The 26075-nt window shown below is 48.9% G+C and carries 25 protein-coding genes and 1 other RNA gene; 19 read left to right on the forward strand and 7 right to left on the reverse strand.

Features of this window, described 5'->3' with window-relative positions:
- Positions 1 to 57: 57 nt before the first annotated feature.
- The gene (gene queC / locus BZG78_RS08285) at positions 58 to 753 is read right to left on the reverse strand and encodes a 7-cyano-7-deazaguanine synthase QueC (protein ID WP_021024560.1); all 696 of its coding nucleotides are present in this window, start codon (positions 751 to 753) and stop codon (positions 58 to 60) included.
- 181 nt (positions 754 to 934) lie between these two features.
- Here queC and BZG78_RS08290 point away from each other — a divergent pair, with 181 nt between their 5' ends.
- From BZG78_RS08290 to BZG78_RS08300, 3 genes are all read left to right on the forward strand, one after another.
- Entirely contained in the window at positions 935 to 1459 is a 525-nt protein-coding gene (locus BZG78_RS08290) for an RES family NAD+ phosphorylase (protein ID WP_077660924.1), read from the forward strand.
- 89 nt (positions 1460 to 1548) lie between these two features.
- Positions 1549 to 1806 carry a type II toxin-antitoxin system Phd/YefM family antitoxin gene (locus BZG78_RS08295; protein ID WP_025744793.1) on the forward strand — a complete coding sequence of 86 codons (258 nt, stop codon included), beginning with the start codon at positions 1549 to 1551 and terminating at the stop codon, positions 1804 to 1806.
- Entirely contained in the window at positions 1794 to 2093 is a 300-nt protein-coding gene (locus tag BZG78_RS08300; RefSeq protein ID WP_021024563.1) for a type II toxin-antitoxin system RelE/ParE family toxin, read from the forward strand. Before BZG78_RS08295 ends, BZG78_RS08300 begins: the two co-directional genes overlap by 13 nt.
- Before the next feature lie 78 nt (positions 2094 to 2171).
- On the opposite strand, the gene BZG78_RS08305 is transcribed toward BZG78_RS08300, so the two are convergent.
- Positions 2172 to 2603, reverse strand: a complete 432-nt coding sequence (locus BZG78_RS08305) for a thioesterase family protein (RefSeq protein ID WP_021024564.1) — start codon at positions 2601 to 2603, stop codon at positions 2172 to 2174.
- Positions 2604 to 2848: 245 nt separating this feature from the next.
- Here BZG78_RS08305 and dbpA point away from each other — a divergent pair, with 245 nt between their 5' ends.
- Complete coding sequence (dbpA, locus tag BZG78_RS08310; RefSeq protein WP_077660954.1) at positions 2849 to 4231, forward strand: ATP-dependent RNA helicase DbpA; 1383 nt, start codon at positions 2849 to 2851, stop codon at positions 4229 to 4231.
- Between the two features lie 126 nt (positions 4232 to 4357).
- A complete protein-coding gene (locus BZG78_RS08315) occupies positions 4358 to 4852 on the forward strand; it encodes a DUF1003 domain-containing protein (RefSeq protein ID WP_021024566.1) in 495 nt (164 codons plus the stop codon).
- An 812-nt stretch (positions 4853 to 5664) separates the two neighbouring features.
- On the opposite strand, the gene BZG78_RS08325 is transcribed toward BZG78_RS08315, so the two are convergent.
- Positions 5665 to 6729, reverse strand: a complete 1065-nt coding sequence (locus BZG78_RS08325; RefSeq protein WP_108743374.1) for a PLP-dependent cysteine synthase family protein — start codon at positions 6727 to 6729, stop codon at positions 5665 to 5667.
- 130 nt (positions 6730 to 6859) lie between these two features.
- On the opposite strand from BZG78_RS08325, the gene BZG78_RS08330 reads away from it, so the two are divergent.
- Genes BZG78_RS08330 through BZG78_RS08340 form a run of 3 tightly spaced genes read left to right on the forward strand, consistent with a single transcriptional unit; the run spans position 6860 to position 10876 of the window.
- A complete protein-coding gene (locus BZG78_RS08330) occupies positions 6860 to 7327 on the forward strand; it encodes an Lrp/AsnC family transcriptional regulator (RefSeq protein WP_077660927.1) in 468 nt (155 codons plus the stop codon).
- Between the two features lie 41 nt (positions 7328 to 7368).
- Positions 7369 to 9129 (forward strand): ABC transporter transmembrane domain-containing protein, encoded by a 1761-nt coding sequence (locus tag BZG78_RS08335; protein WP_077660928.1) that lies wholly within the window; start codon positions 7369 to 7371, stop codon positions 9127 to 9129.
- Positions 9122 to 10876 (forward strand): ABC transporter transmembrane domain-containing protein, encoded by a 1755-nt coding sequence (locus BZG78_RS08340; protein WP_077660929.1) that lies wholly within the window; start codon positions 9122 to 9124, stop codon positions 10874 to 10876. The genes BZG78_RS08335 and BZG78_RS08340 overlap by 8 nt, the downstream gene beginning before the upstream one ends.
- A 76-nt stretch (positions 10877 to 10952) precedes the next feature.
- On the opposite strand, the gene tesB is transcribed toward BZG78_RS08340, so the two are convergent.
- Positions 10953 to 11816, reverse strand: coding sequence for an acyl-CoA thioesterase II (gene tesB, locus BZG78_RS08345; RefSeq protein WP_077660955.1), 864 nt, complete (start codon positions 11814 to 11816; stop codon positions 10953 to 10955).
- Positions 11817 to 11915: 99 nt separating this feature from the next.
- On the opposite strand from tesB, the gene BZG78_RS08350 reads away from it, so the two are divergent.
- The 6 genes from BZG78_RS08350 to BZG78_RS08375 all read left to right on the forward strand — a co-directional run bounded on the left by BZG78_RS08350 (position 11916) and on the right by BZG78_RS08375 (position 16500).
- Complete coding sequence (locus tag BZG78_RS08350; protein WP_077660930.1) at positions 11916 to 12335, forward strand: YbaY family lipoprotein; 420 nt, start codon at positions 11916 to 11918, stop codon at positions 12333 to 12335.
- 41 nt (positions 12336 to 12376) lie between these two features.
- Positions 12377 to 13108, forward strand: a complete 732-nt coding sequence (locus tag BZG78_RS08355; protein ID WP_077660931.1) for a hypothetical protein — start codon at positions 12377 to 12379, stop codon at positions 13106 to 13108.
- A gap of 124 nt (positions 13109 to 13232) precedes the next feature.
- Positions 13233 to 13329: signal recognition particle sRNA small type (gene ffs, locus BZG78_RS08360), an RNA gene on the forward strand.
- 266 nt (positions 13330 to 13595) lie between these two features.
- The gene (locus BZG78_RS08365) at positions 13596 to 14975 is read left to right on the forward strand and encodes a DUF3404 domain-containing protein (RefSeq protein WP_236719486.1); all 1380 of its coding nucleotides are present in this window, start codon (positions 13596 to 13598) and stop codon (positions 14973 to 14975) included.
- Complete coding sequence (locus BZG78_RS08370; protein ID WP_077460130.1) at positions 14972 to 15616, forward strand: response regulator transcription factor; 645 nt, start codon at positions 14972 to 14974, stop codon at positions 15614 to 15616. The genes BZG78_RS08365 and BZG78_RS08370 overlap by 4 nt, the downstream gene beginning before the upstream one ends.
- Positions 15613 to 16500, forward strand: coding sequence for a DUF2861 family protein (locus tag BZG78_RS08375; RefSeq protein ID WP_077660933.1), 888 nt, complete (start codon positions 15613 to 15615; stop codon positions 16498 to 16500). Before BZG78_RS08370 ends, BZG78_RS08375 begins: the two co-directional genes overlap by 4 nt.
- A gap of 95 nt (positions 16501 to 16595) precedes the next feature.
- Here the strand turns inward: BZG78_RS08375 and BZG78_RS08380 are convergent, their stop codons facing one another.
- The 3 genes from BZG78_RS08380 to BZG78_RS15655 form a co-directional block, all read right to left on the reverse strand.
- Complete coding sequence (locus BZG78_RS08380) at positions 16596 to 17072, reverse strand: Dps family protein (RefSeq protein WP_021023831.1); 477 nt, start codon at positions 17070 to 17072, stop codon at positions 16596 to 16598.
- Positions 17073 to 17229: 157 nt separating this feature from the next.
- On the reverse strand, positions 17230 to 18621 hold the full coding sequence (locus BZG78_RS08385) for an HD-GYP domain-containing protein (protein WP_077660934.1): 1392 nt from the start codon (positions 18619 to 18621) through the stop codon (positions 17230 to 17232).
- Positions 18622 to 18677: 56 nt separating this feature from the next.
- Entirely contained in the window at positions 18678 to 19973 is a 1296-nt protein-coding gene (locus tag BZG78_RS15655) for a PAS domain-containing methyl-accepting chemotaxis protein (RefSeq protein WP_108743375.1), read from the reverse strand.
- A 421-nt stretch (positions 19974 to 20394) separates the two neighbouring features.
- Between BZG78_RS15655 and BZG78_RS08395 the strand changes: the two genes are divergently transcribed.
- The 5 genes from BZG78_RS08395 to betB all read left to right on the forward strand — a co-directional run bounded on the left by BZG78_RS08395 (position 20395) and on the right by betB (position 26061).
- Complete coding sequence (locus tag BZG78_RS08395) at positions 20395 to 20958, forward strand: MarR family transcriptional regulator (protein ID WP_021022513.1); 564 nt, start codon at positions 20395 to 20397, stop codon at positions 20956 to 20958.
- An 18-nt stretch (positions 20959 to 20976) separates the two neighbouring features.
- Positions 20977 to 22326, forward strand: coding sequence for a cytochrome ubiquinol oxidase subunit I (locus BZG78_RS08400; RefSeq protein WP_021022512.1), 1350 nt, complete (start codon positions 20977 to 20979; stop codon positions 22324 to 22326).
- Between the two features lie 2 nt (positions 22327 to 22328).
- Positions 22329 to 23321: a cytochrome d ubiquinol oxidase subunit II gene (gene cydB / locus BZG78_RS08405; RefSeq protein WP_101494530.1), complete on the forward strand. Its 993-nt coding sequence runs from the start codon at positions 22329 to 22331 to the stop codon at positions 23319 to 23321.
- Between the two features lie 623 nt (positions 23322 to 23944).
- Positions 23945 to 24547: a transcriptional regulator BetI gene (gene betI / locus BZG78_RS08410; RefSeq protein ID WP_021022510.1), complete on the forward strand. Its 603-nt coding sequence runs from the start codon at positions 23945 to 23947 to the stop codon at positions 24545 to 24547.
- A gap of 53 nt (positions 24548 to 24600) precedes the next feature.
- Entirely contained in the window at positions 24601 to 26061 is a 1461-nt protein-coding gene (betB, locus tag BZG78_RS08415; RefSeq protein WP_021022509.1) for a betaine-aldehyde dehydrogenase, read from the forward strand.
- Positions 26062 to 26075 lie beyond the last annotated feature (14 nt).

The raw sequence follows: 26075 nt of genomic DNA on the forward strand, positions 1-26075 counted from the left end.
AACCGCCTCGCGATGAGGCGGTTTTTTATTTCTTGTTGCTACCAAGGATGCGCGCTGTTACGCGTTTTCGGCTTGTTTGCGTTGCAGTGCGGCTTGTACGTCCGTTTGATTGGCAAGGTAGTCATCTAAGCCACGCTGACGCAAGTGACAGGCTGGACATTCACCACAGCCAGTGCCTTTAATACCGTTATAACAGGTTAGGGTGTGGTCGCGTACAAAATCGAGGGCGTGATACTGATCGGCCAGTGCCCAGGTCTCGGCTTTATTCAGCCACATCAGCGGCGTCACTAGCGCGAGTTGTCTATCCATGCCTTGCTCAAGGGCTTGCTGCATCGATTGAATAAAATCGTTGCGACAATCTGGGTAGCCAGAAAAGTCGGTTTCGCAGACACCGGTGATCACTGCCTCAGCGCCAATTTGATAGGCGTAGATGCCGGCCAAAGTCAAAAACAAGATATTCCGTCCCGGCACAAAAGAATTGGGCAGGCCGTTTTCGTTAAGCGCGTTAGAAACGGGAATGTTGTCGCGTGTGAGCGAGCTAATCGCTAATTCGTTGAGCAAGCCAACATCTAATACCTTGTGCGCACTGACTTTGCGGTTTGCAGCAATCTCACGGGCAACGTCAATTTCTTGCTTGTGACGCTGGTTATAGTCGAAAGTGAGGCAATGCACTTCGTCGTACTCTGCCTGCGCTTGAATCAAACAGGTGGTTGAGTCCTGTCCTCCGCTAAATACCACAACGGCTTTTTTCATCGGTTTGTCCTCTGGCGGTGCTGCTCACCCAGTGTTACACAGAGCACGGATGGTACCCCTGTGTGGTATCGACAGCAAGCCAGATGCGATGATGCAATCCGTTAGTTAGTACGCAATTTGTCCCCTCTTTGTTTGCTAAACTACGCCTTGATAATTGATTTATAAAGGACATTCACAAGTCATGGACGGACTTGAACCGAAAACTATCCCCTGCCTGTGCCGCACGCCTATCTCGGGTATTTTTGTCAGAGTGTGTCACCCTGAGCACATCGACGCTGCCTTGACGCGAGAAAGCAAAGACAGACCGAACGGTCGGTATAATCGTCAGGGTGAAAGTGCGCTGTATTTGACCGAGAGTGCAGAAAGTGCGCGTGTGGCCATGCAAAAGTACGCCAGCCAGATCATAACGCCACGCGTGCTCGTGCGGTATCAGGTTGACCCCTGTGAGCTGGTGGATTTGCGTCATCCTGAACTCCAGCAATACAAAACCTTATCCAGCGTTGATTGGCAAGCCACCTTAGCAAAAGGCGAATCACCATCTAGTTGGTTGGTGGCCGATACGCTGAGAAGTGGTAATGAAATTGGCTTAATTGACCCGTCGCGAAAAGATCCCAGCACGTGGCATATCACCTTGTTTCGCTGGAACGCCCCAGGCGCGCCGTCTGTGACCAGAGTGGGCGAGCCTGAAGAGATTAGTTTGAAATGACGGTCGCTGGTAAGGCGAATCAAAAAACTTTTTCAGTGATACTTAAGTGCTATAATACTGATACTTTAATATCACTATCCGGGCGAGCGATGAAAGTAGAACTTGTGACTACACTGAAGCGTCAGGCAACCAAAATTTTGTCTGAATTGAAGGCGAATAAAGAGCCTGTTTTGATCACCGAACATGGTAAGCCTTCAGCATACTTATTAAGTGTGGATGATTACGAATTAATGCAGCGCCGTCTTGCTATCTTAGAAGGGATCGCGCGTGGCGAGCGCGCCATTACCGAAGAGAAGCTCTTGAGTCACCATGATGCCAAGGAACAAATGTCCAGATGGCTCAAATAGTTTGGACTGAGCCTGCGTTGGCAGATCTGAATGACGTTGCTGAATATGTTGCACTGGACAACCTGGTTGCAGCTAAAGCGCTAGTGCAAGCGGCCTTTACCGCAGTGGAGCGGTTAGTGCTTTTTCCTGATTCTGGTCGAGTGCCACCTGAACTACCGCACTTGAATTATCGAGAGGTGGTGGTGAATCCTTGTCGTATTTTCTATAAGCAAGAAGAAGACACGGTGTTTATCTTATTCGTCATGCGTTCAGAACAGGATCTACGTAAGTTCTTACTATCGCGTTAAATCTGTCATTACACTCAAAAATCTTTATTGATTACTGACTGCGCGTCAGGCAACGCGCAGTGTTCGTCCCTATGCTTACTATTTCGCGACAAAAGCTTTTAACCCTTCGAGCGTTTCAGCTGGGATAGGACAGCTTTTACCGGTTTTAAAATCGCAATAGACAATCAAAGCCTCGCCCTCGGCCACACAGCGCTCTTGATTGTGACTGTAGATTTCATACTTCATCGCATAGCGCTTCTCTTGAATATCCTCGACCCATGCCACGGTGGTGATGGTATCTGGATACACCAAAGGGGCGCGATAATCGCAGCGCGTCGAGCCGACCACCGGGCCAACATGCAGTCGTTTGGCTAGCTCGAACACTTCCAGTTTTTCAAGCATCACCACGCGCACATCTTCAAAATAGCGAAAGTACACGGTGTTATTGATGTGTTGCAGGGCGTCCATGTCGTTCCAAACAATCGCCTGCGTATGAGAGAGTGGGTAGTTTTCTACCGGGATATTTGCCACAAGACAATCCTCCTTTATTGTGTGCCTTGATTGCACACCAAGCACAATGACAAGACAAGCTGGGCAAGTGTAAATACGGAGCTTGGTCTAACAATTGCGTAACAGAATGAATAAAGTGGCAAAGTAGGGAGCAAAGCGTGTGGCTATAATCGACTAATGTGGCAGCAGCCAGATTCTGGTATGATACGCCCCCTTTTTGGCCGTGCTTGGGCGCGGCTTTGTTTACTTTTGCTGTGGATACGACTTTGACTGATACCGCTTTTTCCTCGCTCGCGTTACCTGCTGATTTACTCGATAACTTAGCGACGCTGGGTTACACCGAAATGACACCAATTCAGGCGCAGAGCTTGCCGTCTGTGCTCGATGGTAAAGACATTATTGCTCAAGCAAAGACAGGTTCAGGGAAAACAGCGGCGTTTAGCCTTGGCGTGTTAGCCAAACTGAACGTGAAGCGCTTTCGTGTGCAATCCTTGGTGCTGTGTCCAACGCGTGAGTTGGCCGAGCAAGTTGCTGAGGAGATGCGCAAGTTGGCGCGTGGCCGCCATAATGTCAAAGTACTGACGCTGTGTGGCGGCGTATCGATTGGCCCACAAATTGGCTCACTGGAGCATGGTGCACACATTATTGTCGGCACTCCGGGGCGTGTCGATGATCATTTACGCAAAGGTACATTGCGTCTCGATGACGTTGAAACCTTGGTGTTGGATGAAGCCGATCAGATGCTGGATATGGGCTTCCAAGATACCTTGGATGCCATCATTGCGCGAGTTCCCGCTCATCGCCAAACCTTATTATTCAGCGCCACCTTCCCGCGCTCGATTAACGCTATTGCCCAGCGAGTGCTGAGCCATCCTGTCTCCGTTAAAGTGGATGAGGTGAAAACGCAAAGTACAATCTCGCAGCACGTCTATAAAGTTGATGACAACACGCAGCGTTACCAAGCGTTAAAGCTACTGTTATTACACTTTCAGCCGCAAAGTTGTGTGGTGTTCTGTACGACCAAAGTCCAAACACAACAAGTGTGCGATAACTTAGAAAACGATGGTTTTAGCGCCGTTGCCTTGCATGGTGATATTGAACAGCGTGGCCGTGAGCGCACCTTGGTAAAATTTGCCAACAAAAGTGCCTCGGTGCTGGTGGCCACTGATGTCGCCGCGCGAGGCTTAGACATTGATGACATGGATATGGTGATCAACTATCAACTCGCCCACGATCCGCAAACTCACGTGCACCGCGTCGGCCGTACCGGTCGCGCTGGCAAAAAAGGGGTGGCGTGTTCGCTGTATAACGATGCTGAGCACTATAAGCTGGCGATGATTGGCGATCAGTATGACCGCGATTTTCTCCCTGAATCTCTGCCGTCGCAGCACTTGCTTGACACTGCGCCTTACCAGCCTGAGATGGCAACCTTGATGATTGACTCGGGTAAAAAGCAAAAAGTACGCGCGGGCGATATTTTAGGCGCACTAACCGGTCAAGATGGTATTGACGGTAAACAGGTGGGTAAAATCAATGTGCTCGATAATGTGGCGTTTATTGCAGTGTCACAATCTTGCGTTAAAGCCGCGTTGCGTAAGTTGAATGATGGAAAAGTGAAAGGCCGCACCATTCGCGCCCGCCGGGTTTGATCTTTACCGTAAGCTGTAGATTAGCTTGCTAAGCTGCTAAATTAACCTACTCTATTTCAATCGCTTAATTGAAGAGGTACGCACGACACCGTTTTTCGTGTCGYGCGTATTTACACGGAGTGGAAAATGAAAAAGTATTTTGAGAATTTAGCAAAAGCCTTGCTCGGCCAGCCGTTTGGTAGCCTGAGTTCAGGTGAGAAAAAAGTCATTGAAAGCATTGCCAATAATACGTCTGTCTCTGAAAACGTTAACAAGTCCTTTCACGAAAGTCTGACACCCGGGCAAATGGTGGCGGATAAAATTGCCTCATTTGGTGGTTCTTGGTCGTTTATCGGACTTTTCTTCGCTTTCATTATTGGCTGGATTGTCGTGAATACGGTTTGGTTGGTGGGGGACACTTCTTTTGATCCTTATCCATTTATTTTGCTTAACCTAGGGTTGTCCAGTCTGGCGGCTTTCCAAGCGCCTATCATCATGATGTCGCAAAACCGCCAAGCGGCAAAAGATAGGATGGAGCAAAAAGCCACCTACGAAATCAACCTAAAACTCGAGCTCGAGCTAATGCGCCTGCACGACAAGTTTGATGCCCTGCAGGCGCGAATAGATAGAGACACGGACTAGCGTGTTGACACTTTGTTGTGAGTTTTATTAATCGTTTGGCTCAAATGTCGAAGGCGCCATGCAACGGGCGCGCCGGCTACACCGAGTGACAAGATTAATATCGCCCCGGCGCTTGCCCGATCTACACGAAATTTATGTTTCGGTGGTGCCATTGGCGACGATGCCACAAGGCGTTAATATTTAACGTCGATGATTCCATTGGCGTAGGTGACACAAGCCCCAGCACGATGATGGGCATGTGCACATTGTCAACGGGCGCCTGTCACAATCGGTGCCAAATTTGACATCGAGGTTAATCTTTGGCTTTGATGTCGGATGGCGCGCGGCCCATATCGTGATAATGATTGGCATTGTGCTGGCGCTTATACCGACCTACGCCTGGTTTATATATCGGTGGTCATATTTAATTTCGATGGTGCCATTGGCGTAGGTGACACAAGCCCCAGCACGATGATGGGTATGTGCACATTGTCAACGGGCGCCTGTCACGATCGGTGCCAAATTTGACATCGAGGTTAATCTTTGGCTTTGATGTCGGATGGCGCGCGGCCCATATCGTGATAATGATTGGCATTGTGCTGGCGCTTATACCGACCTACGCCTGGTTTCTATATCGGTGGTGCCATCGGCGACGATTGCTCGTTCCCACGCTCCTGCGTGGGAATGCATACAATGTTCGATGGCGCCGTGCAACGGGCGCGCGGCGGAAATCACACCAAGCTTGCGCGATTGAGAAGGCGCTTATGCCGACCTACGCCTGATCTATATATTAACGCGCCTGTTTATCCAACGTCTGTATAGACGATGGCGCGTTACCCCAACAAAGTCTGCAAATCATGGGTCGCTTGGTCGAGCGCCCCAATGTGTTCGCGTACCCAATCAGGGTTGTAATAGGTGTCTAGGTAGCGCTCGCCGCTGTCACACAGCAAGGTGACGATAGAGCCTTTCTCGCCGTTGGCGCGCATTTCATTCGCCAGCATTAAGACGCCGTACAGGTTAGTACCCGTGGACGCACCGGCTTTGCGGCCAAGCTGGCTTTCTAGCCAGTGAATGGTGGCGATACTGTGAGTGTCCGGTACTGTGGTCATTTTATCAATCACTCCGGGAATAAAGCTGGGCTCGACACGTGGCCGTCCAATCCCTTCAATCCGACTGCTCTCATCCGTCGTTAAGTTTTTATCGCCGGTGAGGAAGTAATCGTGAAATACCGAGTGCTCAGCATCGGCCACCATCAGTTGAGTGGGTTGGCAGCGATAGCGAATGTAGCGGCCAATGGTCGCTGAGGTACCGCCGGTGCCTGGGCTCATCACAATCCAGCGAGGGATCGGAAAGCGCTCGTACTGCATTTGATCAAAAATACGGTTGGCAATGTTGTTATTGCTACGCCAGTCCGTTGCTCGCTCGGCATAGGTAAACTGATCCATGTAATGGCCATTGAGCTCTTTAGCAAGGCGGCGAGACTCGGCATAGATCTGGTCTGACCGCTCGACAAAGTGCGCTTCACCGCCATAAAAACGGATTTGCTCAATCTTCTTACACGCAGTGTTTTTGGGCACCACAGCAATAAACCGTAAGCCAAGTAGGCGAGCAAAATACGCTTCGGAAATGGCAGTACTGCCTGATGAGCTTTCAATGATGGTGGTGTGCTCATCAATCCAACCATTACATAAGCCGTACAAAAACAAAGAGCGCGCCAAGCGATGCTTTAGGCTACCGGTTGGGTGGGTACTTTCGTCTTTCAGATAGATATCAATGTCCGTAAAGCTAGGGAGATCGAGCTTAATTAAATGCGTATCTGCAGAGCGTTTAAAGTCCGCTTCAATGAGGCGAATCGCGTTACCGACCCAAGTATGGCAAGGATGTGGGGTTGTCATCATGCGTCTCCGAATACGTGATTAGTACCAGTTTACGCAAAGCGCAGGATAAAAACCTTGCTATTTTTGCTCTATAATGACGCCAAAAGAGAAAATAAAACTCATATAAAACGATTAAAGAGAATATATTTTTATGGCTGTCACATTAGATGAGATAGATCGCACTTTACTCGCAGCGCTACAGGAAGATGCCAACTGGTCTGTGGCCGCGCTGGCCGAACGGGTGAATTTAACCACGACTCCCTGTTGGAAGCGGCTGAAACGGCTGGAATCACAAGGGGTGATCCGCGGGCGGGTAGCATTGCTTGACCCGGAAACCGTTGGCCTAGCCTTTACCGCCTTCGTCCACATCAAAACCAATGACCATAGTGAGCAGTGGTACAAAACCTTTACGGAGGTGGTGACTGAGTTTCCTGAGGTGATGGAATTCTATCGCATGGCAGGTGAGTATGATTACATGATGAAGGTGCAGGTGGCTGATATGACTCGATTTGATCATTTTTATAAAAAGCTGGTCAATTCTGTGCCAAGTCTGAATAATGTGACATCAACGTTCGCAATGGAAGCACTTAAATACACCACCGCCCTACCGATCGGATAGGTCAGATAAATAATAAAAGGCGGGGAGAATAAGGAGCCCTCATGAAGGTGTTTTGGCAGTTAGGCTGGTTTTTTAAACGTGAATGGCGTCGCTATGTCGGCGCCATGATTATTTTGGTATTTGTCTCTGTCTTCGAGCTGATCCCACCGATGGCCGTGGGCCATGTGGTCGACGGCGTGGTTGCGGGGGATATTTCTACGCAAACACTGTTATGGCTATTAGCGGGCATGCTGGCTATCTGGGGGGTGGTGTATCTGCTGCGCATTGTTTGGCGAGTGTGGCTTTTCGGTGCGGCGGCGGAGCTTGGCTCTGTGCTGCGTAATCGGCTTTATGATCACTTTACTCGCCAATCTCCGCATTTTTTCCGTCGCTATCCGAGTGGCGATATCATGGCGCGCTCCACTAATGATGTGAAAGCGGTGGTGATGACCGCCGGAGAGGGAGTCCTGACCGCGGGTGATTCCATTATCACAGGTGCGGCGGTATTGATTGTGATGGTCAGCCAAATCAGTTGGCAACTGACGATTTTAGCGCTGTTGCCGATGCCGGTGATGGCCTTTTTAGTCAATCGGTTTGGGCGCCGTTTACATCATACCTTCACCGAGTCACAAGCGGCGTTTTCTGAGCTGTCAGAGGTGAGTCAGTCCTCACTGTCTGCGGTTAGAATGGTACGTGCCTTTGGTCTAGAGCAGCACCAAATGAATCAGTTCGACCAGGTTGCGGATCGTACCGGGGAGAAAAACCTCGCCGTAGCGCGGGTCGATGCGCTGTTTTCGCCGGTGATTCAAGGCACCATTGGCGCGTCGTTTTTCTTTACCGTTTCCGGTGGTGGCTATTTGGTTGCTAACGGTGAGATTTCGTTAGGGGATCTTACCGCGTTTACCTTGTACCAAGGTTTGATGATTTGGCCGATGCTCGCGATCGCCTGGCTGTTCAATATTATCGAACGGGGCCGAGCGGCGTGGACCCGTATTGATGCGCTGATGCAAGAGCAGCCAGACATTGTTGGTGGTGACACGCCGCTGCCAGACACCATGCAGCCGTTGACGCTAGCCATTGAGCAGTTTAAGTGGCAACCGGATGACAGTTTTGCCCTCAAAGATATCCATGTGATCCTCTCGCCAGGGGCAATGCTGGGGATTGCGGGCCCGGTTGGCAGCGGCAAGTCCACCTTGTTACAACTTCTATTGCATCTGACTACGTTGGAAAAAGGCGATATTCGTTATGGTGATGTATCGATTGCGAACGCTGATTTGTCGTCGTGGCGACAACGTTTTGCGGTGGTGACGCAAACACCGTTTTTGTTCTCGCGATCGATTGCGGAAAACATCGCCCTCGGTCGCCCCGACGCAACTCAAACGGAGATTGAACACGCGGCTCACTTGGCTTGTATTGACGAGGATATTCGTCAGTTGCCGCAGGGCTATCAAACGGCTGTTGGAGAAAAGGGGATTACTCTGTCCGGTGGGCAAAAGCAGCGGATTTCGATTGCTCGCGCATTATTGGTGGGTGCCGAGTGTTTGATTTTGGATGATGCCTTGTCGGCGGTTGATGGTGACACCGAACATCGGATTTTGCAGAATCTACAACAGCATCAACAAACGCGTACCACGATCGTGATTGCTCACCGCTTATCGGCCTTGGAAAGCGCCGACGAAATCGTGGTGCTTAGTCATGGCCAAATACGCGAGCGCGGTCAGCATCGTCAATTGATTCAACAGCCAGGATGGTATCAAGAAATGCATCAATATCAGCAGCTGGAAGCGGCACTGGATGCCGATGAGGAGCCGCGCAATGACTAAGCGAGAGATTTTATATCGGCTATTAAGCTATATGCGTCGCGATCGTCGCCAGTTTGTGATTGCCGCCATTTTCTTATTGGTAGCCGCGGTGGCGGAAGTGACCGGCCCTTATTTGGTGCAAATCTTTCTTGATAGCTATGTTGCCAAAGACCATTATCCGGCGATGATCATGTGGGCGCTTGCGGTGGGGTACATTGTATCCACTATTGTTTCGGCCGGCTTCCAGTATCAGTACGAGTTACGCTTTAACACCATGGCGGTGGCGATTATTCAGCGGATTCGAAAAACCGTGTTTGCCAATGTGATCAAACAGCCGTTATCCGCGTTTGACTATGTGCCGATGGGACGGATTGTCTCGCGCTTAACCAATGACACCGAGTCGTTGAAAGAGCTGTATGTGTCGGTGCTTTCGACTTTTTTACGCAACATCGCCTTGATTAGCGTGATGCTGGTGGCGATGCTGATGCTCAGTATTGAACTGACGTTAGTCGTGCTGGTGTTATTGCCCTGTGTCATCTTGGTAATGGTACGGTATCAAAAACGCTCAGCGCCCGCCTATCGCCGAGCGCGAGACCGCCTTGCTGATATCAACGGGGTGATGAACGAGTCGGTACAGGGCATGAATCTTATCCAATTGATGCAGCAAGAGCAGGCGTTTTCTTCCCGCTTTCAAACGATGACCGCGGATCACTTGGATGCCATGGTCACCATTCAGCGTCTCAATGGTATTTATTTGCGTCCCTTGATTGATTTGCTCTCCGGAGCCGCCTTGCTGTCCTTAGTGGCAATTTTCGGCGTCAGTGGAATGGAAGTGATTGGCGTCGGGGTGCTCTATGCTTTTTTGAGTTACCTGGGTCGAATCACTGAGCCGCTGATTGAGATGATGCAACAATTATCACTGTTGCAGCAGGCGATTTCAGCGGGAGAGCGATTGTTTGAGATGATGGATACGCCGCCTGAGCAATATGGTCATGACAGTACACCGATTCCTGACGGTGCCATTGCACTGCGTGATATATCCTTCTCTTATGATGGCGAAACGCCAGTGTTGTCCGACGTGAATGTAGACGTTCCTGCGGGCGGCTTTCTGGCGTTGGTCGGTCATACGGGGAGCGGTAAATCAACCTTAGCGTCATTACTCATGGGGTTTTATCGCCCAGGAGAAGGCACGTTAACGCTGGGTGGTTTGCCGATTGAAACCTTAAGCCATCAAAGTTTGCGCGAGGGCGTGGCGATGGTGCAACAAGATCCGCACATGTTAACTGGCAGCTTAAAAGAAAATATCGCGCTGGGTCAGTCACTGGACGATGCTGTGATTTGGCATGCATTAGAGCAAGTAGCATTGGCAGAGTACGTGAAAGGCTTACCTGCTGGTTTAGAGACTCCATTGGGCGAGGGGGGGATGACGTTCTCAGCTGGGCAACGTCAGCTATTGGCTCTAGCGCGGGTGTTAGTCCGTCAGCCTAAAATATTGATCCTTGATGAAGCCACCGCCAATATCGATTCCGGTACCGAAGAGCTTGTTCAGCAAGCATTAAATAGGTTACGTCAGCAGATGACAGTGGTAGTGATTGCGCACCGTTTATCGACTATTGCCGAGGCCGATAACATCTTGGTTTTGCATCGCGGCCGCGTGATTGAGCAAGGGCGCCATCAAAGCTTGCTACGCCAGCAAGGGCGTTATTGGCAGATGTACCAGCTTCAACAAGCCAGCGCTCACTTGGCGGCGCTTGAGGAAGAAGCGTAGGCTTAGTCGTGTCATAGGTAAGAAAATTAAAAAGGGGCTCAGGCCCCTTGTTTGCAGCGAATAGCGTCGCTGAGCGCTAGGGGAGCTTACGCATTAACCCTTCTTGAGTAGCAGAAGCCACTAGGTCACCTTGTTGGTTAAAAAGCTCTCCGCGAACAAACCCACGTGCACCACTGGCCGAGGGGCTTTCAATTGCAAACAGCAACCACTCATCCATTCTAAACGGACGGTGAAACCACATGGAGTGATCAATGGTGGCCACTTTCATGCCTGGGGTCAGTAATGTTACCCCGTGAGGTTGTAGCGCAGTGACCAAAAACCCCCAATCCGCCGCGTAGCCCAGCAAGTATTGGTGGACATGGTAGTCATCGCCGACTTCACCGTTAGCACGGATCCAGAGATATTGCTTCGCTGGGGCCGTCTCTGGCTTCAGTGGATTGATCACAGTCGCAGGGCGAACTTCTATTGGTTTATCACTGCCAAACGCTTTGACAACATTGGCGGGCAGTTTGTGGGCAATATCTGCGACCAGTGATTGCTCCGAGCGCAAAGTTTCCGGAGCGGGTACGTCTGTCGGCATTGAGTTTTGATGCTCGAAACTTTCCTCTTCCTCTTGATACGATGCGGTAAGATAGAAAATCGGTTTGCCGTACTGTACGGCTTTTATTCGTCGAGTACTGAAACTTTTTCCATCTCTGAGTATCTCAACATCATAGATGATCGGTTGTTCCGGGTCGCCTGGACGCAGGAAGTAGCTGTGGAATGAGTGCAAAAAGCGATCGGCTTCGATGGATGTTTTCGCGGCAGAGAGCGCTTGACCAATCACTTGCCCGCCATACACTTGTGGCAGTCCAAGATTCTCACTTTGGCCGCGATATAGGCCGGTGTCTAATCGCTCAAGCTGCAGCAGTTGTAAGAGTTCTGTCAGTGGTTGGCTCATAAGTCCTTGATTCATGCTATGCTTCCATTGTTATTGTTCAAGCTATCATAACCTTAGCGTTTTTGCCGCATTCAAACGCGTTTCGGTGAGGATTCTTTAATGAAGAAACTAACGTTTCTGTTGTTCGCCTTGTTTACTGCTCTAGTGTTTACCGCTTGCTCTGGTAATAGTCAAACCAATGATTTAGCGAATATTTCTGGTGCTTTGGTCTATCGTGAGCGCCTTGCTTTACCCGAGACTGCCAGTGTCACTGTGCGTTTGGTAGAAATAAAAAAAATGGACTCGCCGGGTAAAGTGATTAGCCGACAGTCTTTTGTGACTGAAGGTCAGCAAGTGCCCCTCCACTTCGCGCTAAATTACGATCCAAGCCAAATTTCTGCTTCTCATGATTATGTGATCACCGCGCAAATTGATGTCAGTGAACGCCCGTTATTTATCACCAATACGGTTAATAAAGTGATCACGGATACGAATCACACCTATGATCCAACCATTACGCTGGTACGATCCGACAACTAGTCGCTACACTGGGAATCATGACCACAGCACAAGGAGTGTGCATGCGGATTTCCTCATTAGTTTGGCCCGCGATCGTGCTAGCGATTGCTATTGCTGCGAGTATCAGTGCCGGCGATGCCTTACATGGGCTAGCGATCATGGCGCCTGCGTTGTTTTTCTTCTACCCAGACAAATTGGCGAGTTGGTTATTGCTGTTGGGAATGGCGGCCTTGGCCCTTTCTTTACCGCAGTTACCTGCTTTGCTTGCGGCAAGTACTTTGCTGATCTTGCCAGCGTTATCTTTATGGTTTAATCCTGACCGACATCCCCATGTTAAGTGGTTACTTGGGGCTGTGATGCTCGCTATTTTCGCAGGGATAATGGCTCTGCAGTCGGAAGCAAAATTAGGCGGAGCTCCCTGGTTTTTGGCTCTTCAACTTGCGGCGTTATGCGGGTTATGGCTATCGATGCAATATTGGCCGGGCTACCAACCACCTCGCCGTGGCGCTTGGCTAGTGCTTCTCATTCTGGCCGCGGCGGTTGGGTGGCCATCCGCGCTGTGGAGCGTGGCAGTAGTTGCGATGATTGGGCTGTTACAGTGGGTGGCGCTTACACCGCGTTTAGCCGCTTCACGTCACCTTGCGATGCACATTTTGCCGTGCGTGCCGTTTTTAGTTATTGCTTGGCGTGTTCCCTATCAATTAACGATGTCGTTACTGGTGGCGTGGGCCACTATGCTGGCGGCTATCTGGGTAGGTGAGTATTTACTCTTGGAAGACTCAGACGATAATTAAGTGATAATTGCTTATAAGATCAACAGTTAATCGGTAAGAAAACGAATCCTCCTTGCATTGCATCCAGCCTTGCCACATAATGCCCCGCAGTTAAGCAAGCTTAACGACATATCGATGGAGGCCTCCTTGGTTCTCCCGCAACACTATCTTGTGTACTGGGTCAGGTCCGGAAGGAAGCAGCCCGCGCTTGGGACGTGTGTGCCGGGATGTAGCTGGGGAGGTCTCCGCCCTTTCTGCTCCCCCCCCTAAAATCAAATGCTTCTCGAACAATACACCATCATTTTCCTGTGAATTCCACCGCCTATTTACACAACAAACTGATATGTGCACAACCAACTGATTTTTTGGGATGATATGAGAGTCTGTCTTCTATTATCGTCTGTTGACACCTGGGTGACACAGCCTGGCATGACTCGACTATGATCATTAAATATACAGGCAGCAGTGGGCCCAATGGAGGCGTGACGTGGTGATAAGGCGAATGTGGGTGGCATGGATAGCTATCTTGGTGAGTAGCCAAGTGATGGCGAGCGATCTACAAACGCAGCTTAAGGGGTTTTACGATGAAGCGTGGCAAGCAGGGACCCTGATGGTCGCTCAGCCGGCTTTAAACGCTTATCCTCAAGCGCTTTTAGTGAGCCAGGCACAATATCCAGATTTTGAACATTTTGATTGGCAAGATCTGAGCGCTCTCTACCAGGTCGTTCAAACCTGCCAACCTAATCCGCGCATTGTGGTACCAAGGCTGTTAGTTGCTCAGCGCTTCGAGCTTGCGCTTTGTCGAGAACAGCCCTTACCGGTTGAATGGTTTGAAAAAAATCCTCTGCTTCATCCTGCTGGGGGGAGTTACGCCGAGCGTTATTTAAGCCATTACGCAATAAAGACACCACCGCCTGAACTGGTAGAGCGCGTGACTCTCGCCAATAAAAATCACCCGTTGCATGACGCACTGGCCGCGCTTAGTCAGTCAGGGCGTGATGCCTTGCTTAACGGTTACCGTGCCTATTTGGATGGAGACCGTCTGTGGTTAAATGGGGAAGAAGGGTGGAAAGCGTTACCTCGTACACAATGGATGTCGATCGCCGATAACTATCGTTTGAGTCTATCGACCCACTCAACGGGCTGTGACTACCGATATGGTAATATTTGTAATCAGTTACATCCCGCTTATCGAGGCGTCATGATTGCTATTTTGGTGGCTATTTTTGGGGCGCTAGTGCTGGGGTTAGCGCGCAGTGTTTATGATAGGTACCAACAGCGGCGCGAGCGCCAGTTTATCCTCCAGTTACTCACCCATGAACTGCGAACACCCATTGCCAGTTTGGGTCTGACGGTTGAGATGTTGCGCAATCAATTCGATAAGCTGGATGACTGTACGCAAGACGTGTTGTGGCGTTTATTGGCCGACCATCAACGGCTCAACCAACTGACGGAAACCAGCAAGGGATATTTAAGTACCGATAAAAGCGAGCAGTTTAAAACGCAAACAGCCTCGTTATCCGAGTGGTTAGATAACGTGTGTGACTGCTATGACATTGACTACACGTTAAACCAAGACAAGACATTAACATTGCCTTTCTACTGGCTCTCTATTTGTTTGAAAAATCTGATACAAAATGCGCACCAACACGGTGGCAATAAAGTTTGGATCCGAGTACATGTCGGCAAGCGAATTCGAGTGTGTGTCTATGATGATGGCGCTTTTCCTTCATGGTGGCAACGCGTTTGGCGCCGCTGTAAAGCACCAAAGTCTGAGCACAATATGGGGATTGGATTATTTTTAGTCGCGCGGTTAATGCGGCAAATGGGGGGTAAACTTTTGATTAGACGTCATCCTACTTGCTGCATGTTGGAGTTACCCCAATGAGCCATTTGCTATTGATTGAAGATGACACCTTGTTGGGTGAGGGCCTACGTCAATTTTTTGAGAGCTACGGTTTCCAATGTACTTGGTTAGTTGATAGCCACAAGGTAGAGAAGCACTGGTATCACGCCGATCTTGTTATCTTAGACCGGCAACTGACCGACGGTGATAGCTTGATTCAGCTTCCTCACTGGCTTTCCTTAAAAGCGCTCCCTGTTATTGTACTGACCGCGAAAATTGAAGTAGAACAACGAGTTGAAGGGCTCATGGCAGGAGCAAAAGACTATGTGGTTAAACCTTTTTCACATCAAGAGTTGCTCGCGCGAATTTATGCCCAGCTTCGACCTTTGGGCGAGAGCCAGCTTTTGTATGGACCGATCAAGGTTGAGCCGGGATCGCGGAATGTTTATTGGCAGAATGAATCCGTGATGTTGAAACCGAAAGAATTTGACCTGTTATTATTGTTAATACAAAACCCAGGGCGAGTTTTTCATCGTGAAGAATTACTCAACAAGATTTGGGGTTATCAAGCGTTTCCCACCACTCGTACTGTGGATAATCATGTGTTGCGGTTACGACAAAAATTGCCCGATTTAGCAATAGAGACGCATCGTGGAGTGGGCTATCGATTGGTGATGCTATGACACGATGGGGACGCTTGCTGGTTCTCGGATTCGCGATGCTAAGCGTAAAAGTAAACGCTGAGCAAGCCTGGTTTGGTGATACGCCCATGCAACAGACCTACCAGGCATTAGCCGCCGACCGACCTACTGTTGCTTGGCAGGAGCTTATTTTTGCACTATCGCAAGAACAGATTGCTACCCAGCATTGGGCCGCGCTCAAACATGCGATCATCAATCAAACAGATTGTGGTCAACGCCTAACTGAGCCGAATGGAAAGGATATTCCACAAGGGCTTACCATTTCTTTTGTGCGACGCGCAGGAGCATCAAGCCTAGGTTATGAAATCAAACTATCGGCTGAGTATGTATCGCGTGCAACTTTGGTTACGCTCACTGATCCCAATGGTCAGACGGTGATCAGTGAAATATTAGGCGCTCAAACTGGATTTCAAGAAATTGAATCAGGACAACTTTTTACCCAAGTAGATCCAGGTGTTTACGAACTGCGTTTAGGTGGGCAGCACTACAGCTTGGTCGTTTACGGATTACCGCGGCGCCCTTGGGTGAAACTAATCGGCCATCCTGATCAACAATTAACGGTGGATTTACCCAACACGCCAACCAGTTGCGCGCCGGCGGCCGCTTATTGGCTATGGCTAGATGATGCGTACCGATGGATTGAGCAAACGCCAATTTATGTGACAAGTAGCGCGGAAAACACGCCGAGCCCGGTGAAGGTCTCGCTTCCCGTTAAACGTCCCGCTAAATCGGAACACTTGAGCGCGATCGTGACGCATTTTGAGTACCAAGGCGCTATCAAAGTGAATTACGTCGAACGGCTAGCTTTGCCTTTACCAGAAACACTTTACACCGCTGAATCAGTTAACGCCAGGCGAGTTAAATGACGCTAGGCGAGCGATCTATCAAACGTGTTTAAAGGCGAGAGATATAAAAAAATAGCCCGACAAAGCGGGCTATTTTTACGTTATCGAACAGGTGATTAGTTCAAGTATGCGTTGAACATCCAGAGTAGTTTTTCTTGTTCGCGGATGTAATCGCTCATTAGTGCTGATGTGCCTTCGTCGTCAGCTTCACCAGCGAGGCTCATAATGTCACGTTGTAGGCTAATTAATACACTAAACCCATCAACAATGGCGCGTAGACCGGCTTGACCGTTCGCCTCTGGTGCATGCTCTTTGATTTCACTGATTTTCAAATATTCACTGAAGCGGTGTTCAGCGGTACCACCAATAGTAAGAATGCGCTCGGCTACTTCATCGATCTTAGTTTGCAGATCGGTATAGATCTCTTCGAATTTTACGTGTAGCTCAAAGAAGTCGCCGCCTTTGATGTTCCAGTGAAAACCACGCACATTGGTGTACAGCACTTGGTAGTTTGCTAATAGCGTATCTAGGCGAGCTGCTAAATCTGCAGCTTTGGTGCTGTCCAATCCGATCAATGCTGATTGTTTACTCATCTAATGCCTCCTTAGTGGCAAAATCAATGTGTTAAATCGTCGCGCTATCGCGAAAATTGAACACTGGAAACTGTGTTGTTTCGATTGATGAAAATAGAATAACGTCCCGAATTAAAAAAGGAAAATGGAGTTAACCTATATACCTGATAGGTTAAGCCTATGATGTGATCGATGTATCGTCATGAACAATAAAATGCTCAGGAAGACGCTCGAGACCTGCGATTAACGCTTGTAGGCAGCGCGCGTCGATTGCCGTGCCAGTTTCTTCTTTCATGATGGATAAGGCTTTGTTCATTGGGATAGGGCCACGATAGGGACGCTCAGCAGTGATAGCATCAAAAATATCTGCGGTGGTAATAATGCGAGTGAGCAGGGAAATGTCATCGCCCTGCATGCCGTCTGGATACCCGGAGCCATCGAGCTTTTCGTGATGGGCGCTAGCGAACTTGGCGAGGTGATCGAGTTGGTGGATTTTCGATAAGATGGTTTTACTCAGTGCAGCATGGCGTTTAACGTGCTCCCATTCCTCGTCATCCAGTTTTCCCGGCTTATCGAGCACATCATTGCTTACGCCGAGTTTGCCAATATCGTGCAGTAACGCGCCACGCTTTAGCCATTTTTTATCATGTTCACTAATGGCTAACTCGTCAGCAATTAAGCTAGCGTATACGGCGACACGTTCACTGTGACCCGAGGTGAAAGGGCTTTTGGCATCAACAATACGCCCAAAGGCAGCTGCAATGTCATCCATATAATCATCATCGACCCAAATGCATGTGTTGGCAGGCGTCATCGACAGGACTTCTTCTTTTAATGTGGGGTTACCCAGTTGCTGCCAAAATTGCGGTTCGCGAGCCAGCTGTAAAAAGGTATCGACGAGGTCGGGGTCAAACCAAGTGCCGCGACGGTTTTTCAGCTCGCGGAGTGCGGCTTCGACACCGGACTCGGTTCGGAAGACATCAATGACTTGCGTCATCAATGCGATGCGCGAAAACAAGGGGATCTGATCGGCCTTTAACTGATCAGGACGCCCACCACCATCATAGTGTTCATCCAGCGCGTAGATGGCTTCAGCAACGGTTTCACTAAAACGTAAATCGCGTGCGACATCGGCACCACGGGTACATCGCGTTTCGATCAGCTCTTGCGCATACATGTCGCCATGACGAATGATATCGAGTGTGGTCGAGAGCTTTTGCATGAAACCGCGTTTGACCCCAGTATTTTTTAACACAAAGTTAAGTACGCTGGACAAGCTGCCGTCTACTACCTTGTAGCTTTGTTTAAACGCTAAATCATTGGTGAGGTACAGTTCGCAGATCCGTGCCGCATTGCTACTACATCCGGCATCTTTTAGCAGCAACGTATAGAAAAGATCATGATGTTGTTGATCATCGAGCGCTAAGGCGTCAGCGAGTTTCATTCCTAACCACGTGCAGCGCATACAATGTTCAGGTGGCTGTCCTTCAGTCATATCGAGCGCCGTACTCAAGGCTAGGATTAGCTCTGACAACTTTAACGAAGTCACGTCATTTGTATGGGGTTGCATCTTATTTTCTCATCCACTTTATTGGTCCATTACGCGTTGGTGGTGAAGGTCTACTTTTAATGTGTGAGACCGCGAACGGTTGCCGACACTTCTTCTGCACCTGCGTGAATATCACTCATCACGTTATCGGCTGCGGTGACTTTTTCTTGCCCCATGGTTGATTGTTCAGTGACTCTTTCCATTGCCTCACTCACCCCTTTGATCAGTTGTAGGTTTTCATCGACGACATCGGCAATTTCTGTGGTGGACTTGCTGGTGCGTTGTGATAAACCTCGAACTTCGTCGGCAACAACCGCGAATCCACGGCCTTGATCACCCGCGCGCGCCGCTTCTATCGCTGCATTGAGTGCGAGCAAGTTAGTTTGTTCGGCGATTTGTTTGATCGTGGTGACGATGTTTTCAATGCTCTGTGCATGCTCACTGAGCTGATTTACCTGATTAGCGGCTTCGACAGCTTGGTCGGTGACGTTTTGCGATAGCTGAACGGCTTCTTGTAGTAAGGCGCTACCGTTTTCACTATGCTTGAGTGTTTGTTCTGATGATGCTTGAGCAAGCTCTGCCGCCTGATTAACGGCTTGATTTTTTTTCACTGCATCAGTGACTGCAGTCGCGAATTTGATCACGCGGTAGACTTTACCATTGACATCAAAAACGGGGTTATACGTTGCTTCGAGCCAAACTTCATTACCATGTTTATCACGACGCAAGTATTGGCCAGACGTGAATTGGCCGCTGGCTAGTGATGCCCAGAAGTTTGGGTTATCTTCATAAAACGCGTGATCACAAAATATCTCATGATGCTGGCCTGCAATTTCTCGTGCTTGGTAGCCCACCGCGGCCAGGAAATTATCATTTGCACGAACAATTGTGCCGTCAGGTTCAAATTCAATCACCGCCAATGAACGATCGATAGCAGCCAGAATAGATTGTTGTCGTAAGCTCTCTTTGTGCTGTTTAGTGACATCCGCTGCCAATTTTCGAACGCTGACTACTTTGTCGCTGGTATCTTTGATCGGTACATAAGTCGCTTCCATCCAAATTTCTTGTCCATGCTGATGGCGGCGACGAAATATGCCTTTCTGTGGTTTACCTTGCGCGAGTGATTGCCAAAATTGTTGGTAACTTGGGTCATTAACGGTTTCTTCGAAACAAACCGCGCGGTGATGCTGGCCGATAACCTCATCACGACCGTAACCAATAATACTTAGGAGTTTATCGTTTACACTAGTAATGGTGCCGTCAGGCGAGAAGGTAATAGTCGCAATATGTGTATTGATGGCATCGAGCTCAGCTTGGAGTGCGGCTTTTTCCGTTTGGCAGGTATCCAATTCTCGCTGTGTCTTTTTGAACATGACAGCAAACTTCCTTCTGTTCATTGGTTAGGTATGAGCGTATTCAACTTGTTGTGCAAAAAGTTTACGCACATGTGCTTATTATAGAGTGCAACGTTTGTTGCGTTTGATCTTTTCTCTCATGTCATCATGGAATCTAGCGTAGCCTGTGATTTTTGCTGTTTTGAGTCATGTTTAGAAACACAATAATTATGTGTATCTATGCGTCGCCGTGCTTCCTTTTCCCTGCGTTCTTACGTATTCTTTGTGATTAAGATCATGTTCACATGGCAGCCTGTGTAACATTTTCATAAAGCATCCTTACAGTTTGTAACTAAAGTGCTTTTCTATTTTCAATAATTTCTGAAAATTCCAAATTTTCATTGATCCCACGCAAAGAAACTCCGTATTATCCCTCAGACGCATTGTGAGGGAGATCAAAATGGAGTTGTCACAAGAATTACGCAACGTCGTGATGCACTTTGGTGAGATGGGAAGCCGTTGGGGCTTTAATCGCTCAGTCGGTGAAATGCTAGCGCTGATTGTGCTAAGCGAACATCCTTTAAGCGCTGACGACATTGTGTCTGCACTCAACATTTCTCGCGGCAACGTCAGTATGGCAACCAAAGAGTTGCAAGGCTGGAATTTAATCCGTTCACAGCGTACCCCCGGAGATAGAAAGGATTACTTCGTGCCCAATGGCACTATCTGGGAGTTGGCGCAGCAGGTGCTTGCTGAAAGGAAAAAGCGAGAAGTCGACCCCACCTTATCGATGTTGCGTTCACATTTTATGCGAAGCGAAGACGACGCAGACAGTCACGCGGTGACGCAGTTACATGAGATCCACGATCTTTTGGAGCTGTTCAACCATTGGTTTGATGATGTGCAGCAAATGAAACCTGAGCATCTGAAAAATTTGATGAAGCTGGGTAGCAGTGTCGGTCGGCTTCTTGAGCTGTCGGGCAAGTTGTTTCACAGCAAGTCCAACGAAGAATCGGGTAAGTAACGTCCTGAGGGTAATGTCATGTTAGATACATTAATGTTGTCGCGAATGCAGTTTGCGGCCAACATCAGCTTCCATATTCTTTTTCCCACCATCACGATTGCACTCGGATGGATGCTGGTGTTTTTCAAATTCAGACACAATCGCACAGGTGAGCAAATTTGGCTCGACACCTATTATTTCTGGGTCAAAGTGTTTGCGCTGACCTTTGCGCTTGGGGTGGTCTCTGGTATTACCATGAGTTTTCAGTTTGGCACCAATTGGCCGGGCTTCATGGAAAAAGTTGGCAACATTGCGGGTCCTTTATTGGGCTATGAGGTGATGACGGCGTTTTTCATGGAAGCGACCTTCCTCGGTGTGATGTTATTCGGTAAAAATCGGGTGCCTAACTGGGTGCATACGCTAGCAACTTTGCTGGTGGCGATTGGTACCACGATTTCTGCTTTTTGGATCCTGGTACTCAATAGCTGGATGCACACACCAACCGGCTTTGAGATCATTGAAGGGGTGGTCCACCCAACCAGCTGGTTCGAGGTTATTTTTAACCCATCAATGCCGTATCGCTTAAGCCATATGCTATTAGCGTCAGGGCTGACCGCGTCTTTCTTAATTGCCGGTATTTCCGCCTATCAGAAATTGAAATCACCCACGTCCGGTGTATCAGACAAGCCACTGAAAGTGGGGATTACAGCGGCCGCTATTTTGATCCCACTGCAAATCTTTATCGGCGACATGCACGGGTTAAACACCCTAGAACATCAACCGCAGAAAATTGCGGCGATGGAAGGGGTCTGGGAGACCGAGCAAGGCGCGCCATTACTGCTTTTTGCGGTACCTAACGAACAAACACGTTCAAACGACTATGAAATCGGTATTCCGAATTTGGCCAGTTTGATTCTGACTCACAAACTCGATGGTGAAATCAAAGGCTTGGAAAGCTTTGAGTATCATCCACCGGTGAAACCACTCTTCTTTGGTTTTCGAATCATGGTAGGCGTAGGTGTGCTCATGTTGCTGGTGAGCTGGTACACCGCGTACCGTGTATGGCGAAACCAGCCAATGCCTAAGTGGCATCTGATGGGGCTTGTGGCGATGACCTTCTCAGGCTGGGTCGCTACCTTATCGGGATGGTATGTCACTGAGATTGGTCGTCAGCCTTGGCTTGTTCAAGGTGTATTGAAGACGGCGGATGCGGTGACGACAGTCGCCAGTTCTAATGTAGGGATTTCATTAACCATCTATCTCACCCTCTATGCCGTGTTGATGGTGGCCTACATTCGAACCCTGTTCTTCTTGGCGAAAAAACGTTTGCCAGAGTATCAATCTGACGACGCAAACACCGCGCAGTCAACTAAAGAGGTGAACGTATGACCATCACACCACATTTACCTGAAATCTATCTATTGCTCTTTGGGTTTACGGTATTTATGTATGCCGTATTAGATGGCTACGATCTCGGGGTTGGCATGTTGCTCCCGAGCTGTAACCAAGCACAGCGCGATCGCATGATTGCATCGATTGGCCCTTTTTGGGATGCCAACGAAACGTGGTTAGTGTTGGCGGTTGGTATTTTGTTGATTGCATTCCCAACCGCACATAGCTTGATTTTGACTGAGCTATACTTGCCGACCTCAGTGATGTTAGCGGGATTAATCTTGCGCGGGGTCTCCTTCGATTTCCGTGCCAAGGTGCGGCCTGAACGCAAAGATCTCTGGGATCGTTGCTTTAAAGCCGGCTCTTTTATTGCAGCGATGACCCAAGGCTACATGATAGGCCGTTATGTGTTGGCATTTGATGAAAGCATCGGGGCGTACTTGTTTGCCTTATTAAGTGGCCTTTGTGTGACCGCAGCTTACATCTATATCGGCGGAACCTGGTTGGTGATGAAGACTGAAGGCGATTTACAAAAGCGAGCGGCTAAATGGTCGCGTCGTGGTGGTTGGTTAGCCGCGCTAGGCGTCTTAGCCATTAGTATTGTGAACCCACTGGTAAGTGAAACGGTTGCCGCGCGTTGGTTTGGCTTCCCTGAGATCTTGCTTCTCGCCCCCGTTCCATTAGTGTGTCTGGCGATTATGGTGCTGGTCGACCGATATTTACGTCATGTACCGGTTGAAAATGACGTGGGATACCAATTCCCATTCATTGGCGCGATATTCTTGTTCGCATTAAGCTTTTTTGGCTTGGCCTATAGTTTCTTTCCGGACATCGTCCCAGGAGTAATGACAGCACAAGAGGCAGCGAGTGCACCAGGTACCTTATTGATTGTGGGTTATGGTGCCATGTTTGTGTTGCCGATGATCTTCCTGTACACCGTGTTTGTCTATCGTGTGTTCTCCGGTAAAGCAACGGATCTTAACTACGAGTAATCTCTCTCACCGTTAGCCGTTTAACTGTTTTATGAGCGCCCAGTCCATCTTGTGATGGCCTGGGCGCTTTTTTTATCTCTACATATTTGTCATTAACGCGAAAAAAGGTAGTCACCCTAAACATTGGTGGCGTTAAATATTACATCTCGCTGGATTAGCTCTCCTGTCTATCAAGCAAAGACCTAATTTTTTCTGAGACCATTACGTTAGAGCTTGGTACTCGATTCCATTTTTGTCTTATTTTATCTGATGATCGGCGATATGAGCAGGTTTTCGTTGGTTTTTTACGCTTTCTAGCGTTTTTGGTAATGATGTCGCTGGTAATGAGTGAGGCTAAATCATAGCGCTTCTCTTGTTTATGGCCCTTAATAATCGCTTATGATAGTTGTAATTGTGGTCATTTATTGCACGATTTGGTGATAAATACTGCTATCAGTACAAACAATTAGGTGACAAAAGAGTGAGGTTAAAATTGACTTAAATCATTGTTTTTGCTTTATCTAGCTGTTTTTTCGTGGGGTGGGGTGTAGCGAATTGGTTAAAAATAATGTTTGAGATCTAATGATTAGCGTGTAAGATTATCTTTAACTAATCGTTCAATTAAAAAAACGAATGGAGACGTAATGCCTAAGGTAGGGATGCCGGAAGTACGGAAACCGCAGCTGGTTAAGGCCACGATGACGGTTATCGGTCGAGTAGGGCTGCATGCAGCCACGATTTCTTTGATTAGTAAGGAAGCCGGCGTATCAACAGGCATTATTAACCACTATTTTGGTGGTAAGCATGGCTTGCTAGAAGAAACCATGCGCGTGGTTCTACGTGAGCTATCGGCGACGGTGATTAGCGCATTGCGTGAAACCCCACGCCACCACCATCAGGCGCGCATTAACGCGATCATTAACGCCAACTTTGAAGGGTTTCAGGCCAAATCTGATGTGGTTAAAACGTGGTTAGCGTTCTGGTCGTATGCCATGCATGATGATGAATTATACCGTTTACAACGCGTGAACGAAAAGCGCCTACTGTCGCATTTGCGCATTGAGCTACGTGCATTATTGCCGCTTGATCAGGCGGTGATGGTCGCTCAGGGGATTGCGGCGTTGATCGATGGTATTTGGTTGCGCGGTGCATTGAACCCTAAAGGTATTGATGCCAACAACGCTCGGACCATTATCAATGATTATTTGGATAAGCAATTGACCTTTTATGGTCGTCCTCAGAGCTAAGGCCGCAAACGCCTGACATATACACTCGAATACAAAAGAATTCAGGATTAATTATGGACGCGAAAACGCTATTTATTAATGGCCAACTGACCGCTGCAACCAGTGGCGAGCACTTTGCAACCGTCAACCCGGCCACGGGTGAAACGCTTGCACAAATTGATCAAGCTTCGGCAGACGATGTACAAGCGGCTGTCGATGCTGCCAAACAAGGCTTTGCAGTTTGGTCGCGTATGACAGCGATGGAGCGTAGCCGCATTCTACTAAAAGCCGTTGCCCTGTTACGTGAGCGTAATGATGAATTAGCGAAGCTCGAAGTACTCGACACCGGTAAGCCGATGCAAGAAGCGGTCGAGGTTGACGTGGTCACCGGTGCGGATGCAATTGAGTATTTCGCCAATCTTGTCCCGTCCATGCAGGGCGAGCAACAACCGCTTTCTGAGAACCAATTCTTCTATACCCGTCGTGAGCCACTTGGCGTGTGTGCGGGCATTGGTGCTTGGAACTATCCGATCCAGATTGCGATGTGGAAGTCAGCACCAGCATTGGCCGCTGGTAATGCCATGGTTTTCAAACCGTCTGAAGAAACACCGCTAACCGCCTTAAAACTGGCAGAAATTTTTGCCGAAGCAGGGATGCCAGCCGGTGTGTTTAATGTGGTTCAAGGTGACTACCGTGTGGGCCAAATGCTGACTGCACACCCTGAGATTGCCAAAGTCTCGTTCACGGGTGAAGTCGGAACCGGTAAAACGGTCATGGGTGACGCGGCTAAAACACTCAAGTCGGTCACTATGGAGCTAGGCGGTAAATCACCTTGTATCGTGTTTGATGATGCAGACCTTGATAATGCGGTATCGGCAGCTATGGTCGCGAACTTCTATACCCAAGGCGAAGTGTGTACACACGGCACCCGTGTATTTGTTCACGACAGCATTTACGACGCCTTCGTTGAGCAACTGAAAGCGCGTACAGAAAAGCTCGTTATCGGTGACCCAACCGATATGAACACCCAGGTCGGTGCGCTGATCTCGACTGAACACCTTAATAAAGTGATGACGGCGATTGAAACGGCAAAAGCAAGCGGTGCAACCTTGCTGACCGGTGGTTATCGCGTCACTGAGAACGGGCTTGATAAGGGTAACTTTGTCGCGCCAACCATCTTTACAGACTGTGATGACAACATGGCGCACGTGCGTGAAGAGATTTTTGGCCCTGTGATGTCGGTATTGCGTTTTTCTGATGAGGAAGAAGTCGTTGCCCGTGCCAACAATACCCATTATGGCTTAGCAGCAGGTATCTTTACGCAGAATTTATCGCGTGCTCACCGCATTATTCATCAGCTTGAAGCCGGTATTTGCTGGGTCAACACCTGGGGTGATTCACCCGCAGAAATGCCAGTTGGTGGCTACAAACACTCAGGTGTCGGTCGTGAGAATGGTGTCGAAACCCTCACACATTATACCCAAACCAAGAGTGTCCTGATTGAGCTTGGCGACTTCGCCAGCCCTTACGCCTAATTTCTAACGGAGCG

The sequence above is a fragment of the Salinivibrio sp. MA351 genome (genome assembly GCF_001996065.1).
GTDB lineage: Bacteria > Pseudomonadota > Gammaproteobacteria > Enterobacterales > Vibrionaceae > Salinivibrio > Salinivibrio costicola.

What these genes read in the sequence shown, in the direction of transcription:
- betI (WP_021022510.1), top strand. Translation starts at nt 23,945, where the DNA reads ATGCCTAAGGTAGGGATGCCGGAAGTACGGAAACCGCAGCTGGTTAAG.
- BZG78_RS08350 (WP_077660930.1), top strand. Translation starts at nt 11,916, where the DNA reads ATGAAGAAACTAACGTTTCTGTTGTTCGCCTTGTTTACTGCTCTAGTG.
- BZG78_RS08325 (WP_108743374.1), bottom strand. Translation starts at nt 6,729, where the DNA reads ATGATGACAACCCCACATCCTTGCCATACTTGGGTCGGTAACGCGATT.
- BZG78_RS15655 (WP_108743375.1), bottom strand. Translation starts at nt 19,973, where the DNA reads ATGTTCAAAAAGACACAGCGAGAATTGGATACCTGCCAAACGGAAAAA.
- BZG78_RS08385 (WP_077660934.1), bottom strand. Translation starts at nt 18,621, where the DNA reads ATGCAACCCCATACAAATGACGTGACTTCGTTAAAGTTGTCAGAGCTA.
- betB (WP_021022509.1), top strand. Translation starts at nt 24,601, where the DNA reads ATGGACGCGAAAACGCTATTTATTAATGGCCAACTGACCGCTGCAACC.
- BZG78_RS08340 (WP_077660929.1), top strand. Translation starts at nt 9,122, where the DNA reads ATGACTAAGCGAGAGATTTTATATCGGCTATTAAGCTATATGCGTCGC.
- BZG78_RS08290 (WP_077660924.1), top strand. Translation starts at nt 935, where the DNA reads ATGGACGGACTTGAACCGAAAACTATCCCCTGCCTGTGCCGCACGCCT.
- BZG78_RS08395 (WP_021022513.1), top strand. Translation starts at nt 20,395, where the DNA reads ATGGAGTTGTCACAAGAATTACGCAACGTCGTGATGCACTTTGGTGAG.
- BZG78_RS08300 (WP_021024563.1), top strand. Translation starts at nt 1,794, where the DNA reads ATGGCTCAAATAGTTTGGACTGAGCCTGCGTTGGCAGATCTGAATGAC.
- BZG78_RS08335 (WP_077660928.1), top strand. Translation starts at nt 7,369, where the DNA reads ATGAAGGTGTTTTGGCAGTTAGGCTGGTTTTTTAAACGTGAATGGCGT.
- BZG78_RS08330 (WP_077660927.1), top strand. Translation starts at nt 6,860, where the DNA reads ATGGCTGTCACATTAGATGAGATAGATCGCACTTTACTCGCAGCGCTA.
- BZG78_RS08380 (WP_021023831.1), bottom strand. Translation starts at nt 17,072, where the DNA reads ATGAGTAAACAATCAGCATTGATCGGATTGGACAGCACCAAAGCTGCA.
- BZG78_RS08355 (WP_077660931.1), top strand. Translation starts at nt 12,377, where the DNA reads ATGCGGATTTCCTCATTAGTTTGGCCCGCGATCGTGCTAGCGATTGCT.
- BZG78_RS08295 (WP_025744793.1), top strand. Translation starts at nt 1,549, where the DNA reads ATGAAAGTAGAACTTGTGACTACACTGAAGCGTCAGGCAACCAAAATT.
- BZG78_RS08375 (WP_077660933.1), top strand. Translation starts at nt 15,613, where the DNA reads ATGACACGATGGGGACGCTTGCTGGTTCTCGGATTCGCGATGCTAAGC.
- BZG78_RS08400 (WP_021022512.1), top strand. Translation starts at nt 20,977, where the DNA reads ATGTTAGATACATTAATGTTGTCGCGAATGCAGTTTGCGGCCAACATC.
- BZG78_RS08370 (WP_077460130.1), top strand. Translation starts at nt 14,972, where the DNA reads ATGAGCCATTTGCTATTGATTGAAGATGACACCTTGTTGGGTGAGGGC.
- queC (WP_021024560.1), bottom strand. Translation starts at nt 753, where the DNA reads ATGAAAAAAGCCGTTGTGGTATTTAGCGGAGGACAGGACTCAACCACC.
- tesB (WP_077660955.1), bottom strand. Translation starts at nt 11,816, where the DNA reads ATGAGCCAACCACTGACAGAACTCTTACAACTGCTGCAGCTTGAGCGA.
- BZG78_RS08315 (WP_021024566.1), top strand. Translation starts at nt 4,358, where the DNA reads ATGAAAAAGTATTTTGAGAATTTAGCAAAAGCCTTGCTCGGCCAGCCG.